Source organism: Candidatus Woesearchaeota archaeon, from assembly GCA_016192995.1.
Classification (GTDB): Archaea; Nanobdellota; Nanobdellia; order Woesearchaeales; family DSVV01; genus JACPTB01.
Genome location: JACPTB010000006.1, coordinates 42,278 through 57,091, shown reverse-complemented (window position 1 = coordinate 57,091; position 14,814 = coordinate 42,278). Strand labels below are relative to the sequence as shown.

At 34.1% G+C, this 14,814-nt stretch carries 16 protein-coding genes; 6 read left to right on the top strand and 10 right to left on the bottom strand.

Translation table 11 applies throughout. The features are described 5' to 3' along the window. Window positions 1–65: 65 nt before the first annotated feature. Genes HYY69_05305 through HYY69_05290 form a run of 4 tightly spaced genes read left to right on the top strand, consistent with a single transcriptional unit; the run spans window position 66 to window position 4,364 of the window. Window positions 66–1,049: a Gfo/Idh/MocA family oxidoreductase gene (locus HYY69_05305; protein ID MBI3032869.1), complete on the top strand. Its 984-nt coding sequence runs from the start codon at window positions 66–68 to the stop codon at window positions 1,047–1,049. A gap of 20 nt (window positions 1,050–1,069) precedes the next feature. Further along, on the top strand, window positions 1,070–2,194 hold the full coding sequence (locus HYY69_05300; protein MBI3032868.1) for a DegT/DnrJ/EryC1/StrS family aminotransferase: 1,125 nt from the start codon (window positions 1,070–1,072) through the stop codon (window positions 2,192–2,194). Window positions 2,195–2,200: 6 nt separating this feature from the next. Then, window positions 2,201–3,409: a glycosyltransferase family 4 protein gene (locus tag HYY69_05295; GenBank protein ID MBI3032867.1), complete on the top strand. Its 1,209-nt coding sequence runs from the start codon at window positions 2,201–2,203 to the stop codon at window positions 3,407–3,409. A gap of 4 nt (window positions 3,410–3,413) precedes the next feature. Next, window positions 3,414–4,364, top strand: a complete 951-nt coding sequence (locus HYY69_05290) for a polysaccharide deacetylase family protein (protein ID MBI3032866.1) — start codon at window positions 3,414–3,416, stop codon at window positions 4,362–4,364. On the opposite strand, the gene HYY69_05285 is transcribed toward HYY69_05290, so the two are convergent. Together HYY69_05285 and wecB are read right to left on the bottom strand one after the other, a co-directional pair. Beyond that, window positions 4,280–5,068 (bottom strand): class I SAM-dependent methyltransferase, encoded by a 789-nt coding sequence (locus HYY69_05285; protein MBI3032865.1) that lies wholly within the window; start codon window positions 5,066–5,068, stop codon window positions 4,280–4,282. The genes HYY69_05290 and HYY69_05285 overlap by 85 nt on opposite strands. After that, on the bottom strand, window positions 5,055–6,146 hold the full coding sequence (gene wecB, locus HYY69_05280) for a UDP-N-acetylglucosamine 2-epimerase (non-hydrolyzing) (protein ID MBI3032864.1): 1,092 nt from the start codon (window positions 6,144–6,146) through the stop codon (window positions 5,055–5,057). The genes HYY69_05285 and wecB overlap by 14 nt, the downstream gene beginning before the upstream one ends. 314 nt (window positions 6,147–6,460) lie before the next feature. Here wecB and HYY69_05275 point away from each other — a divergent pair, with 314 nt between their 5' ends. Continuing rightward, window positions 6,461–7,774 (top strand): oligosaccharide flippase family protein, encoded by a 1,314-nt coding sequence (locus HYY69_05275; GenBank protein MBI3032863.1) that lies wholly within the window; start codon window positions 6,461–6,463, stop codon window positions 7,772–7,774. A gap of 23 nt (window positions 7,775–7,797) precedes the next feature. Continuing rightward, window positions 7,798–8,373 carry a methyltransferase domain-containing protein gene (locus tag HYY69_05270; protein MBI3032862.1) on the top strand — a complete coding sequence of 192 codons (576 nt, stop codon included), beginning with the start codon at window positions 7,798–7,800 and terminating at the stop codon, window positions 8,371–8,373. Between the two features lie 12 nt (window positions 8,374–8,385). Here the strand turns inward: HYY69_05270 and HYY69_05265 are convergent, their stop codons facing one another. From HYY69_05265 to HYY69_05230, 8 genes are read right to left on the bottom strand one after another with little or no spacing between them, the layout of a single operon-like run. Then, window positions 8,386–9,330 (bottom strand): glycosyltransferase family 2 protein, encoded by a 945-nt coding sequence (locus tag HYY69_05265; protein MBI3032861.1) that lies wholly within the window; start codon window positions 9,328–9,330, stop codon window positions 8,386–8,388. After that, window positions 9,317–10,741, bottom strand: a complete 1,425-nt coding sequence (locus HYY69_05260; GenBank protein MBI3032860.1) for a hypothetical protein — start codon at window positions 10,739–10,741, stop codon at window positions 9,317–9,319. The genes HYY69_05265 and HYY69_05260 overlap by 14 nt, the downstream gene beginning before the upstream one ends. Continuing rightward, window positions 10,728–12,488 carry a carbamoyltransferase gene (locus HYY69_05255; protein ID MBI3032859.1) on the bottom strand — a complete coding sequence of 587 codons (1,761 nt, stop codon included), beginning with the start codon at window positions 12,486–12,488 and terminating at the stop codon, window positions 10,728–10,730. Before HYY69_05255 ends, HYY69_05260 begins: the two co-directional genes overlap by 14 nt. A 15-nt stretch (window positions 12,489–12,503) precedes the next feature. Next, window positions 12,504–12,755 carry a hypothetical protein gene (locus HYY69_05250; protein MBI3032858.1) on the bottom strand — a complete coding sequence of 84 codons (252 nt, stop codon included), beginning with the start codon at window positions 12,753–12,755 and terminating at the stop codon, window positions 12,504–12,506. After that, window positions 12,752–12,955 (bottom strand): hypothetical protein, encoded by a 204-nt coding sequence (locus HYY69_05245; GenBank protein ID MBI3032857.1) that lies wholly within the window; start codon window positions 12,953–12,955, stop codon window positions 12,752–12,754. The genes HYY69_05250 and HYY69_05245 overlap by 4 nt, the downstream gene beginning before the upstream one ends. A 45-nt stretch (window positions 12,956–13,000) precedes the next feature. Further along, the gene (locus tag HYY69_05240; protein MBI3032856.1) at window positions 13,001–13,162 is read right to left on the bottom strand and encodes a hypothetical protein; all 162 of its coding nucleotides are present in this window, start codon (window positions 13,160–13,162) and stop codon (window positions 13,001–13,003) included. Between the two features lie 22 nt (window positions 13,163–13,184). Next, window positions 13,185–13,748: a D-glycero-beta-D-manno-heptose 1,7-bisphosphate 7-phosphatase gene (gmhB, locus tag HYY69_05235; GenBank protein MBI3032855.1), complete on the bottom strand. Its 564-nt coding sequence runs from the start codon at window positions 13,746–13,748 to the stop codon at window positions 13,185–13,187. Between the two features lie 36 nt (window positions 13,749–13,784). Further along, entirely contained in the window at window positions 13,785–14,762 is a 978-nt protein-coding gene (locus HYY69_05230) for a hypothetical protein (GenBank protein MBI3032854.1), read from the bottom strand. Window positions 14,763–14,814 lie beyond the last annotated feature (52 nt).

Sequence of the window (14,814 nt, the reverse complement as noted above, 5' to 3'; positions counted from 1 at the left end):
TACGATCTTTGGCGATACCCAAGATCGTAATAAACTATATAAATCAACCATAAATCTAGCTTATTATGGTTAGAATAGGGGTTATAGGTTCTGGAAAATGGGGAGAAAATCATCTCAGAGTATATGCTGAACTTAAAGAGCTGGACTGCCAGCTTGTTGGATTAGCAGATATTGATGCTTCAAAAAAAACTCTCGCAGAAAGTTATGGAATTTTGTTTATGCAGAATTATAAAGAATTATTACCGTTAGTTGATGCTGTTTCTGTTGTTGTACCAACGACACTTCATTACCCTATTGTTAAAGAATGCCTTGCAGCTGGAAAGCATGTTCTTGTAGAAAAACCTATTACCCTCGATGCAGACCAAGCACGTGAACTTGTTAGCCTAGCAAAAGAAAAAAATTTGATCTTATCAGTTGGGTATTTATTCAGATTTAATCCTTCAGTAATAGCATTAAAAGAATTGATTGCGAAAGGAGAGCTAGGAAAACTCCACTATATCCACAGCAGATATATTCATTCAAGCAAACCACCACGCTCAGACTCTGGAGTTATTTTTAATTTAGGCATTCACATGATTGATATTCTTAATTTTGTTCTTGGACAATTCCCGAAAAAAGTGTATTGCAAAAGAGTAAACATTATAGACCAAAAACACGAAGATTCAGCAGTGATTATTTTCGACTATGGCTCTTTTTTTGCTGAAATTGAAGTAAGCTGCTGCCATCCTTTGAAAAAAAGAGACCTATGGGTTATTGGAAGCAAAAAGAAACTCTATGCTGATTTTCTTGAACAAACATTGAAAATATTCCCTATCAGCATAGAACAGGGCTGTGTTGTTAAAAGTGCTGAAGAAAATTTAGAGATGCATAAAAATGAACCTTTGAAAGAAGAATTAAAATATTTTGTTGAAGTGATTAAAAAACATAAAAATAATAATGGAGAGTATCAACAGATTGTTAATATTGGCGAAGAAGAATATTATACCACAAAAATTTGCCAATTAGCATTACAATCAGCACATTTTAAAAGAGATTTAGATGTTGAATAAGGAGAAAAAGAGGCGAGGACATGAAAATCCCTTTTGTTGATTTGAAAGCATCATATATCAGCCAGAAAGAAGCAATAGATGCTGCGCTTGCCCAGGTAATAGAACAAACTGATTTTGTCAATGGCAAAGATGTTTCTTTGTTTGAACAAGAATTTGCTGATTATTGTGAAAGCAAATATTGTGTAAGTACTAACTCTGGAACAAGCGCTCTTTTTTTAGCATTAAAAGTTCTTGACATTAAAGAAGGCGATGAGGTTATTACAACACCGCATACGTTTATCGCAACAGGGGAAGTGATTATCCATAGCGGAGCAAGCATTAAGCTCGTTGATATTGACCAAAAAACCTACAACATAGATTCATCAAAACTTGAAGCAGCTATAACAAAAAAAACAAAAGCAATTATTGCCGTACATTTGTATGGTTATCCTTGTGCTGTGGATAAGATCATTGAGATTGCTCGAAAACATAATTTATTTGTTATTGAAGACTGCGCTCAGGCTCATGGATGCATGTATCATGATAAGAAGGTACCTCAAGGAGATATAGGCTGCTTTTCTTTTTATCCTGCAAAAAATCTTGGTTGTTTTGGCGATGGAGGAGCTATTGTATTTAATAATAGCAACATTAAAAATATGCTTATTGCTCTTCGCAACCATGGGAGATTGCCAGGACAAAAATACGAACATAATTATTTAGGGTATAACGAACGAATGGATAGTTTGCAAGCAGCTGTGCTTCGAGTTAAATTAAAAGCATTGGAGTTTGTCAACGAGAAAAGAAGAACTCTTGCCCAACGTTATACTGCAGCGTTTAAAGATATTTCTAGCCAGGGAAAGATAATATTACCTTATGAAGAAGCTCATGCGAAACCTGTATATTACGTCTATACTGTTCGTGTAAAACAGAGATCAGCAGTTATGTCTGAGCTTGAAAAAAGAGGAATTCCTACACAGATATATTTTCCCATTCCTCTCCACCTCCAGCCTGCATTTTCTTGTTTAGGATTAAAAAAAGGAAGTTATCCTATAAGCGAAAAAATCGCTGATGAAATTCTCTCACTGCCAATTTATCCAGAATTATCATCTGCTCAACAAGAGTATATTATTTCGAATGTTAAGGAAGTTTTAGAAGCTCAGCTATAATCCATCATGATACCGCAACAAAAAGAAAAAAAGAAAAAGATTTTGATGCTTCTCTTGAAAGACTTTGCTCCTGATCCAAGAGTTCTTAAAGAAGCTAATTACCTTGCAAGAAAAGGCTATGATATTGAAATTATAGCGTGGAAGTATAGAGGAGATTATCCCCAAGAGGAGTATAAACATTTTAAGGTAGTTCATCTTGGTCCTGCCTTGATACAAAACTTTGAAAAAAGAAATATTTTTCTAAAAATAATCTCGGTGTTGTATAGCATTATTGGATTTATGGCTCATGCTTTTTTTTATGCATTAAAAAAGCCATGTGATATCATTCATGCTCATGATTTAACAGCACTCCCCTTAGGAGTTATATTGAAATGGTTCAAACGAAAAACGTTAATTTATGATTCGCATGAAGATTACCCTAATCTTTTGAGAGACATGTCTATTTTATTATGGCTACCTGGCTTGTTTCTTGAGAAAATATGCAGCTACTTTGTTAATGGTATTATTACCATCAACAAAGAATTTGCTCAGAAATTGGAACGATTTGGCAAGCCAGTTGTTGTAGCAGCTAATTATATTGATCTCACCTGGTTCGATACTTATAAGAATCATAAGAAAATATCTTTTCTGAAGAAAAAGTATGGTATTAAACAAGACACCATTGTTGCGATGTATTGTGGGATCATTAAAGAAATACGCGGTGTGAAAGAGATTGTTATTGCCTCGAAGCTTCTCCCTGCTGCGCTTCGAGACAACGTTGTTTTTTTCATTGTAGGTGATGGCCCCTATTATCAACGATTAGTTGCTTTTGCTCAAGACCAAAATGCGAAAAATGTTCATATTATTGGCAAGATTCCTTATGATGAAGTTCCTACTTATTCAGCTTTAGCAGACATAGGTCTTCATGTTCAATATCTTACTCGAAACAATGAATTTTGCAGCCCAAATAAGCTGTTTGAGTATATGGCTGGAGCATGCGCTTTAATCATCAGTAACCTTCCTGGAATGCGCAGTGTTGTTGAACATAATCAATTAGGATGTACTGTTACTCCTGGCTCAGCTCAAGAAATAGCTGACGCTATCACTGTTTTAGCAACTGATAGAAAAAAACTTACAGCTATTGGAGAAAAATCACGATTATTAGTAGAGAAAACATATAATTGGGATTCACAAATGAAAAATGTTGAATTGCTCTATAAAAAGCTCGATGCTTAAACTTATGAAACAACAACTACAGTACCCAGGAAAAAGCAGATTTGCTGTTTGTCTAACCCATGATATTGATCGAACTAAAAAAACTTACCAATGCCCCTATTATTTTTTAAAAGAGTTATATAACTTTAATTTCAAGAATGCATGGTATCATCTAAGTTCTTATTTCCATAATCCTTATTGGACTTTTGATACCATTATGGAACTTGAAAAGTTCCATAATATTAAATCAACGTTTTTCTTCCTTCAAGAACAACGAAAATTCCCTTTGTCGTTAAGAGATATAATGTTGTTTGTAGGAAGATATAATATTCAACAAAAAAAAATAACCGAGCTTATTCAAAAACTTGATGCTGAGGGATGGGAAATTGGCGTTCATGGATCTTACCATTCTTATGATCAAATTAAGTTGCTTACCGCTCAAAAACAACTCTTAGAACGCATTGTTGGACATAAGATTAAAGGGATTCGACAACATTATTTGAACTTTGATTTTGAAAAAACATGGGAATTGCAGAAAAAAGCAGGTTTTCAGTATGACAGCAGTTTTGGTTTAACAAGAGGAATTGGTTTTAAAGAGCTTCAGCATAAAACTCCGTTTAAACCATTTTCCAAAGAAGGCGATAGATTTATGGTTTTCCCGATTGCATTAATGGATTCTGCTCTTCCTCAACACCTTATTGCCACCGAAGAACTTTGGAAGAAAATTATTGCACTTTATGACCTCGCTGAACAGGAAAGTTTACCTTTGGTCATTATTTGGCATAATACTGCGTTTAGTAAAAAGGATTATCCGGGATATTTTGAGTTATATGAGAAACTACTTCTTGAAGGTAAGAAAAGAAATACGTGGTTTTGCACTTTAGGAGAGCTTTATGATTTTTTAAATGCCAAGAAAACAAGCCCACCAAAACGTTTTTCTAAGCATGCTACATTTAAATCTATACCAAAAAGATAAAAGATAATTCGATGGAGATATAATATGAATTTTGGCTTTCCATAAAAGAAATCAAAGCGGTAATGAACATATTGTTGTATCGGCATAAGAGTATGTATTTTTTTTTCTAATTGCGTATCAAACCAGCCATAGAGTTTTCGATTGCTTTCTGTTTTCTCGCGCTGAACATTAAAATAATTGCTTGAAGGAAAGATTATACAACAAACACCCCCTTTTCTGGTCAGATCAAGATGCTTTTTTAAGATCAACTGCACATCTTCCTCTTTAAAATGCTGAATGGTAGCGCCGCTTACCACGATATCGTATTTTTTATGTGTGGGAAATTCAAAAATACTTTTTTGCAAAAAAGAAACTTTAGTTTCTTTTTCTTTTTCGGTAAATAAAGTCTTAGCAATTTCTAATGCCTCTTTTGAGGTGTCAAGCAAGGTTACTGATCGCACATCTGCTTTTAATAACATCCATGATAATCTTCCAGAACCTGAACCGATTTCAAAACAGTCTTTATTATTTAGTAGAGTATGTTTTTTAATTTCTTTTACCATTCTTTGACTCATATAATTTGCTTTTTTTATAGAATACTGCATCTGTTTTCTTGTCTTTTTCCAAAGATAATCCCAGTCGTGATTATGCCTAGATTTTTTTATAAATTCTGCTTTAGTATCATACTGATTATTTTCAGATTCAAGTTGATTATTTTTTACCATGGTTTTTGAGAAAATCAATAATAATGTTAACAATCTTTCTTGCCGCAGTTCCATCACCGAAAATTTCTGGCTGTGGCAATGATGTTGGGTCAAAATGTTTGATAGCATCAATGATGTTCTTTTTATTTGGACCAGTAATTTTATTCCAGCCTGCAGTAACAATTTCAGGCCACCACTCACCGTCTTCACTAATAACTGTGATCACGGGCTTGCCTAACATATATGCTTCTCTCCTAACACCGCCGGAATCTGTCAGTACTTTTCTTGAGCCAGCTAAATATTTTACAAATTCAACATAGCCTAACGGAGGTTTTAGTTCTATGTTTGGCGTTTGTTTCAATTTTTCAAAGAGACCAAAGCGCTCTAATTGTTTCTTTGTTCTTGGGTGAAGAGGGAAGATAATCTTTTCTTTGGAATCTATAAACCCCTCTATGATTTCCTGAATATTTTCTCGAACATCAGTATTTTCACATCTATGGACTGTAGCAAGAAGATACGTACTTTTAGCAGAAGGTATACATTCAATATGGTGTTTTTTCATAATATACAAGAGATTATCTTTGAGAATATCACCAGTAAAAAAAATATTTTCACGAGCATAGTTTTCCTTCAGCAGGTTATTGTATGCCTCTTTTGTTGGAGCAAATAATAAGGTTGAAATTCTATCAGTAACCACCCTATTAATTTCTTCAGGCATGTATTGCATTTTATTTCGCGGCCCAGCCTCAATATGAGCAATAGGGATTCGCAATTTTGCTGCTGCTAATGCTGTAGCCATAGTTGAGTTAACATCACCATACACTACGACTAGGTCTGGCTTTTCTTTGAGGAGAATTTCTTCTATTTTCTCCATCATAAGTCCTGTTTGTTTTGCATGACTTAAAGACCCAACTTCTAAATTATAATCTGGTTCAGGTAAATCACAATCTTGAAAAAATACTTTACTCATTTCAATATCGTAATGCTGACCCGTGTGAATGATAATTTCCGTTATTCCTGCATCTATAAGATACTTGTGTATCAGCATTTCTTTATTGAAATTTGGCCTTGTTCCTACAACAGTAACAACTTTGAACATCTCATTCCCTTTTAAAAGATTTTAATTTATTTTAATTTATTTTAATTCGATTCTTAGTTGTTAGTGCTAAACTACCCTATATATAGTTTACTGATTGAAAATGGGCTTCATCCAAAAAATGGCTGTCGCCAGGTTAGCGCCTTCGAAACTTTGCATATTTCAATCGCATAAACGGTCACGCTCCGAAGGAGCCGTCCCTCTGACCTCTTTAAACCGTTACTGTGAAGAGTTTCGACCTGAGGGCGCTAACCTTATTTTTCGACGAAGCCTTGAAAACGATAAAACATTAAAAGCACATTCAATTTATAACCTCTATGGAAAACAAGTGGATGAAACCGTTGGATTCTCTGTTGAGAAAAGCGTATTTTCTTATTTTTGGGGAAGAACCATCATCAACAGCCCTGATCTTAGGTAAAAGCATGAGCTTTGTATTTATAGGATTTGGTCTTTCTCGACTCTTTGCATTTCTTTTCCAGTTGGTAACTGCGCGGTTTTTAGGAGCAAGCTTATTTGGCGATTTAACGCTTGTGCAAACTATTGCTTCATTCTTGTTTGTGCCATTCTTATGGGGAGTTAATGTCAGTCTGACAAAATATGCTTCAGAAACAACTAATCATAAAGAACTTTCTAGAATTGTTAGTAATTCTACTATTATTGTTGGATTGTTTACTGTTTTATTTTCAGCGCTGTTCTATATTCTTTCTCAAGAGATTTCAACTGTCCTTAACATTGATAAATCATTGTTTATATTTGCAATCCTCCTTGCTCTTGGAAACACCTTATTTACCTTTGCACGGCATGTAGCGCAGGGATTAAAAAGATATTATCTCCTCACTAACATTGTACTTTTAAGATCTCTTATTGCTTTTGCAGTTATTATGGTAGTCTTTTTTTATTTTGAGAATTATTCGCTACTTCCGTCAATAATTGCGTTATTTTCTGGATACATTTTTTCCTTTGCCCTCCTTATTCCTGATTTTTTTCGTTTATGGAAATGGTCATGGAATTATCCTCTTATGCAAAAATTGTTTACTTACGGAAGTTATAATGGACTAAGTGTTATTTCTATTGTGATTTTAACTTATATTGATAATGTCTTTGTCCATTATTTCCTTGGAAGCAAAGCATTAGGATTATATCAAGTTTATTATCTTGGAACCATGATCTTTGTCGAGCTATTTGTCAGTGTTTTTACTACGATCCTTTTTCCTGAAACAACTACAAGGGATAAAAAGAATATCTGGGAGAGAATTAATAAGTTGTTCAGAATCCTTCCTGGACTGTATCTTCTTATCGGAATAGTAAGCAGTTTATTGGTTTTATTGTTTGGAAAAGAATATCCTTACAATATATGGTATATTCTTCTCTTTACCCTATCGGCAACCATTAGCCTTGTTTATTATTTATATGCCTCTTTTTTTAATGCTACCAGCTTACCTGGCTCTCGTTATGCTACGATTGCCATTGTTATCGCAGCTGTTATTAATATTGCTCTTAATTGGCTCCTTATTCCCTTATTTGAACTCTATGGAGCTATAGTTGCAACTATTATTGCATTTTTGTTTATGGTAGGATATTTGTCTATAAAAAGTAGTAAAATTATTCCTTCCACTCATAAAAATATATAAAACATACCTTATTTTGCTAGAGAATGGATGAAAGAATTAGGTTAAAAAGAATAGGGAGTTATGCTTCCGGCAACGTGCTTGATATTGGTTGCGCTGCAAACCCTAATCCTTATCTTAAAAACGTCATTGGCATGGATTTAAATGATAAGGTTAAACTACCGAGCAATTATATTAAATTAGTATCACACAATGTTCATGAAAAATTTCCTTTCAAAGATAATACTTTTGACACTGTTGTTGCAGGAGAAATCCTTGAACATCTTGAAAATCCTTTTGCCTTTTTACGAGAATGCAAACGCGTTGTGAAAAAAGGAGGGCGTGTTATTATTACCACACCTAATTCCTGCTATCTTCCTATTTTTTTCTGTGATCTGTTCATGATCAAACGATTTTACTTTCAACGTGAATATGGATTGTACAGCGGAGAAGTTCATCTCCACCATTTTACTCCCCGGATGCTTGACCGGATGTTTCATTATTGCGGATTGAAAATTATCAGACGAGAAGGCATTCCTTATCTTCCCCTGCCAATTCCGCGAAATTTGCGGTATCAACTGTTATATATTGGAACAAAGCAAATAAGCGGTAATAAACCATAATTTATTACTCGCCTATTTGCTTTGTTCCATATCAAAAAACATTGCGAAAAGAATTGATTGAAAACCTGTTATCACTAATAATGCACATAAAATTGCCCAATTAATAGAAATACCCAAATTGAAGGTTAAACGATACATTATCCAAAACCCTAATAATAATCCTAACGGAAAAAGCATTAAACCCATAATATAAAAGAATACCAGGGGATGGAAATCTCGCAAAACATATTTGTTTCCTAAACGCCAAAAAAAACCTCTCATCAGCATAGGCATTACTTTCAGCATATATTTCACTACCTTAATTTGCGACTGTCGTTCACCTTTTAAATAAATAGCCCGTCGAGGAACATCTTTTACCTTTAATCCATAAGCATTTAATCTAATAAGAAATTCTGCCGGATACCCATATCCTTTCCAAGCATTTTTCCAATCAACAACTTCTAAGGCTTTTTTATTAATTGCTGTGTACCCATCCATGGTGTCAAACACTTTGTAATACCCCGAAGCAATTTTAGTCATTAATGATAACATTGAATTTCCAAATAATCTATGACTTGGCATAACGTCAGGAATCCCTTTTGCGTACAAAAACCTATTTCCCTTTGTATAATCTGCTTCATCATTAATCAGAGGATCTAAAAAATTCGGCAAATCCCCTAAATCCATTTGATAATCTCCGCCAATAACTACTGCAATATCATAACCTTCTTTAAGAGCATAATTATATCCTGTAATAATACCTGCACCAACACCTTTATTTTTCTTATGCTGAATCAGAGAAATTCTTTTATCTTTCTTCATCACTTCTTTAACAACATCTCCCATCCCATCAGTAGAAGCATCATCAATAACATAGATTCTATCAATAGTATCTGGAACATGAGTTAGGGTTGGTTTTATTAATCTTTTTTCGTTATAAGCAGGAATTACTAAACAAACTTTTTTATTTTGGTACATGTTTTAAAGAAACAGACGTGATTTTATAAAGGTATTCATATAATGCCTGAGCTGCAATTTCATGACCTTTTTCTGTCCAATGATAATCATAGGTAAAGAAAACACCATGCTCAGTGGTATTTTTGAAATAATCCATTGAGTTAATTGCGAGAATGTTATTCTCTCTTGCAAATACTTCAAACTCTTCAAGAACTTTTGTTGAATAAATTTCCCCAAGATCAAATCCATTCAAAGTTCTGCTTTTCCATTCAGTAGCGCTGACTTGATGAGGACGCGGAAAAATATGCAGGATAAAAGTAATATTGTTGCTTTTTGAAAGAGCTGCTACTTCTTGAATGTATTGTTTAGTGATATCAATCTCTTCCTTAAACTCAATTATATTATCAGTCCGTGAAATTACATAGGGATCAATAAGAATGTTTTTAGTTTTAATTGCATTATTAAACCGTTTATTAAACAGAAAAGGAAATTTGTAAAAAAGCAGATGGTCATAAAGATTTTTTGTTTTTTGTATTATTTTTAGTGAGAACAGTGTTCCTATCACGCCTTTCTCTACAGCTGCTTGTTCATGTTTGCTCCCAGGAACTGCAATTATCTTTTTTTGCTCATTAAAGAGAGCCTTGCTTTTGTATTCAACATCATTGCTCACATCAAGAAGATCAAGATTAAGAATAATAATATCCGGCTTCAGCTTAAGACCCTTTTCTTTAAGGTAAAGATACTCTAAGATAGGCGAATAACTTGAGACTCCAGCATTAATTACTTCGTATTTTTTGTCTTTACTTAATTGATTTTTGTTTAATTTCTTTTCCAGCACTTTTGAAACACTTTGCTCAAGTTCAACGCCATAACCTTCAATAAACGAATCACCCAACATAAGAATTCTTGTCCTCTGTTTTTCTTGGTTATCAAATTCATAAAGTTCATATTCATAATCACGCAATCCCAAACTATTGATTTTGTATGATACATTCCATTCAGGGGTAGTAAATACCCCTGAACTATTAGGGAGAAACGCATGATGCATAACATCATCAGTTGTTCGGTAGGTTTCTACACTGCGAGGTTCTAGAAAATCTATTATTCTTAAAAAACCTTCCATCATAAAAAAGATAACAACGCAGGCAATCAACAACGTGAAAAGATTTTTTATTACTTCTTTTTTCCTCTCTACAAAGCCTGACCAATGTTGGGCAAACAATAATGATGCTATTCCTATCCCTGTAAGGAAAAAACCCATTAAAAAAACAATTCCTTTAAAGACAACCAACAGCAAGTATAGTGATTTTGTTCCAACTTCAAGAGGAGTAATTAATGATTTTATAATAAGAAATATTCCTAGCAACACGATGCTTACTTTCAACGCGTTAAATAAATATTTTGTATAGATCATATTTTCAATCAGTTGCATATTTTTCACTATCCCATTTGTCTTGAGAATTATCTTCCCGTTTGACGAGAAATTTCCCAATGACAAGACAATCTATTCCTGTTCCCATCATACATTTATAACCATCATAAGGTGTACAGACAATTGGTTCTCCGCGAATATTAAAAGACGTGTTAATTAAAATGGGAATACCTGAGAGTTTTCCAAATTCTTTAATAAGATCATAATACAGCTGATTCTGATGGCGGCGAATAGTTTGCAGTCTTCCCGACCCATCAACATGAGTTACTGAAGGAATTTTCTTTTGCCATTGCTTCTTAACAGGATACACCATCAACATATAATCTGTTGGCTCTGGAATCGGTTCATCACAGTCAAAATAGGTTAATGCTTCATCTTCGCAAACTACTGGCGCAAAAGGTCTGAATTTCTCACGATGTTTTACTTTTTCATTTAATAATTCTTTTGCTTTGGGATTACAGGGATTTGCCAAAATACTCCTGCTCCCTAAAGCTCTTGGACCCCATTCCATACTTCCTTGAAACCAACCAACAACCTTGTTTTCGAAAATCAACTTTGCCGTTGTTTTTATTAACTGTTCTTGATTAGAAAAGGCTGTGTACTTAATATGATTATTATCGAGAAATTGTTTTATTTCTTCATCAGTATACGATGGCCCGAGATACGCTGAACTTTCAACAAAAGTGCGTTTGTGTTTTAGAATTGTGTGATAGACATATGCTGCAACACCAATACTTGTTCCACCATCTGAAGCATTTGGCTGAATCCAAATTTTTTTAAAAGGCGTAGTCTTTAGAATTTTCCCATTGTAAACGCTGTTTAAGGCTACCCCTCCTGCAAGAACTATCGCATCTTCCTTAGTAACTTGATGAACATGATGCAGTATTTTAGTCATGACTTCTTCAGTAATCAACTGCAATGCTGCAGCAATATCTTTATGACGCTGCGTAACTTCTTCATATCCTTTTCTCGGATTACTGCCGAGAAGCATGCAGAGTTTTTTGGAGGGCATTCTATCACTGAAATGAAATTTGAAATAATCCATATCCAAACGAAAGCTTCCATCCTCTTTAATGTCAATAACTTGCTTTAATTTGGGATAATACACATTTTTTTCTTTATTCATTTCTCCATAAGGGCTTAAACCCATTACTTTGTATTCTGAATTGTTAACACTGAATCCTAAATACGCTGTGATCGTTGAATATAATAAACCAAGCGATGAGGGGAATCTTATCTCTTTGATTAAATTAATCTCATTTTTATTTCCTACCCCAAATGTTGCTGTTGACCATTCGCCTACGCCATCAATAGTTACAATCGCTGCTTTTTCATACGGCGAAACAAGAAAAGCGCTTGCTGCATGGGCAAGATGATGCTCGACAAAAAAAACATCGCCCGTATATTGCAAGTTCTTTTTTATTGTTTTTGTGATTCTTAACCGAGAAGTAATCCATTGCGGCATTGATTTTAAGAAGGTTTTCAAGCTTAATGGAAAACATTCAAGATGCTGACTTAACAACCGTTCGAATTTTAACAACGGCTTTTCATAAAAACCAATAAATGCAATGTCTTTACTAGAGATATTTTGGCTTTTTAAGCAAAACTTGAGTGCATTGATGGGAAATGATTTATCATGTTTTTTTCTGGTGAAACGTTCTTCTTCTGCAGCTGCAACTACTTTGCCGTCTTTTAATAATGCTGCTGACGCATCATGATAATAACAACTTATTCCTAAAATATACATTTATTATTCGCCTCTTTAAAATTGCCTTACATATTCCTCACGAGAGCTTGTTTTAAGATTCAAATCCTGCCAATATGTTTTTGCCTGTTTGTTAAGTTTTAATTCTAAAAAATGCTTTTTACAGATCTTTGCAATAATAGAAGTTATACCTACTCCAAGAACATAGGCTATCATCAACAATAGAGTATTTACTATTCCTGCGATAGTATAGCCAAACAATGTTGTACCTTTTTTAAAACCTCTAAAAAATAATTTAAAATTGCTCATTTTAACAACCACCGTATGATTAACCCTACACTTGCAATTACCAAGGTTATGCTTCCGATATGAACAAAAGACCATGATAAGGGGAGTTTTTTAAGAAAATATAATAGTCCATAAAGAATGGTAGTAAAGATAAGATAACTTACCAGAAAACCAAGATACATTCCTGTTTTTTCATAGGCATCTGTTGATTCAAACTCCATACTGCCTGAAACAAATAACAGGTTTATAAAGTTTAACCTGTTATTTTAAAATAATGCATAAAGAAAGGGAGAAATTGCACTGCTTTGGCTAAAAATTATTAAGATACCTACTAATATCAACATAATTATAATAGGCGCAAGCCACCACATTTTCCTTATTTTAAGAAAATCCCATAACTCTCCTAACAAACCTTTATTACCGCTCATAATATTGTTATGTTGTTATTATTTATAAAGTTATTTTGTGTATGGCTGCGTATAAATCATCAACAATATAATCTGGTGTAATTTTTTGTTCAGTATTGCCGCCTTCTCCAGCATGACCTGTTTTAACAAGGATGGTTTTACAACCAGCTGCTTTTCCTGCTGCTATGTCGCTGCGTTTGTCACCGATCATAAAACTATGCTGCATATCAATATTAAATTCCTTCTTTGCTTGGAGTAGCAAACCCGGTTTTGGCTTGCGACAACTGCAATCAAGAAGGTATTTCCCTTTGCCTGCTGTTGGATGATGAGGGCAATAATAGCATTTATCGATTCTGCCGCCTGCGTCTTTGATCTGTTTTAGAAGGTATTTTTCAAATTCTAAGTATTCTTCTTCACTGCACATACCTCTTCCTATAACCGGCTGATTGGTAACAATAAATATTTTGTAATCTGACGCTGCAAGAAGTTTTAATGCCTGCAAGGAACGGGGAATAAATACAAGCTCATGATTTTTATGGGCAAAGCCAACATCTTCATTAATAACTCCATCCCTATCTATGAAAATTGACTTGGTTAATTTGTTCATGATAATGTAGTTGAATTACTTTATTAATTGATTTATTTATCTTACTTGATATGTTCTCTTGTCAGTTACTGCAGCTCCTTGATTAGTTGCATATTTTGTAATATGCTTAATAATTTCTGCTTCAACTTCAGCTCTTTTAGGATCATTACGAAGTGCTTTAGGTAAATTCAACGTAAATCGTGTTTGTTTTCCTACTGGAATATAAAATGGATCTTTGCCATTGTCAGTAAATGCTGCATATTGTTCATTCAATCCAGTAAGCATCGAATTTAATCTTTGAATTAACCCGGTCATTACTTGTCCATCAACACCTTGAAGTAGATTTAATTCAGTTTCTACTTCAGAATTATCTCTTCCTTCTTTTGCTTTCCTAAGAAGGACAGCGCCGTCTTCAAGATAATTTGGCAGTTGTTGTCCTTCCTTATTTGTATACAGAAGCATTCCAAAAGAACTAAGCATTCCTTGATCAAGTCTATCTGCTGGATCCTCTTCTGCAGCTGCATAAGGTCTAACCAGCATCTGATCAGCTGACCTACCCGTTACCATTCTAACATATGGTTGATCAGGAAGATCTTCATTAGAAACAAAGATAGCTATTCCTCGAATATCTATATCTTGGTCTGCCATATTTCCTCTTTCGTATGCTGCTCCGGTGTGAAGCAGAACTCTTTGTATTCTTCCACTTTTAATTTCAGGATGAGTTTCTAAAATTTGACGAGTTCCCTTAGCATAGGGATGTTCGCTTAGCATGATTCTATCTCCATACTGTTGAAGAAGCTCATTTGATACAGTTGTTGCTGCGTGGCTTGGAAATGCAACATATCCTCCTTCACGAAGAATTCTTTCAGTTAATGCACCTGCTGTTTTATCTATGAGTAGCACTTGATCAAGCGTAACTCCTGTTGTAATTATATGATCTGGGACTTGCCTGTCAATGGTAACTCCTTGAAATACAACATCTAATGCGGATTGTGTGTTTTGTATTTGTAAAACTGTTTTATTTTCTTCAGACATTACTACCACCTATTGTATTTTTATGTGATATAATTTTGTAAATCTATACAAC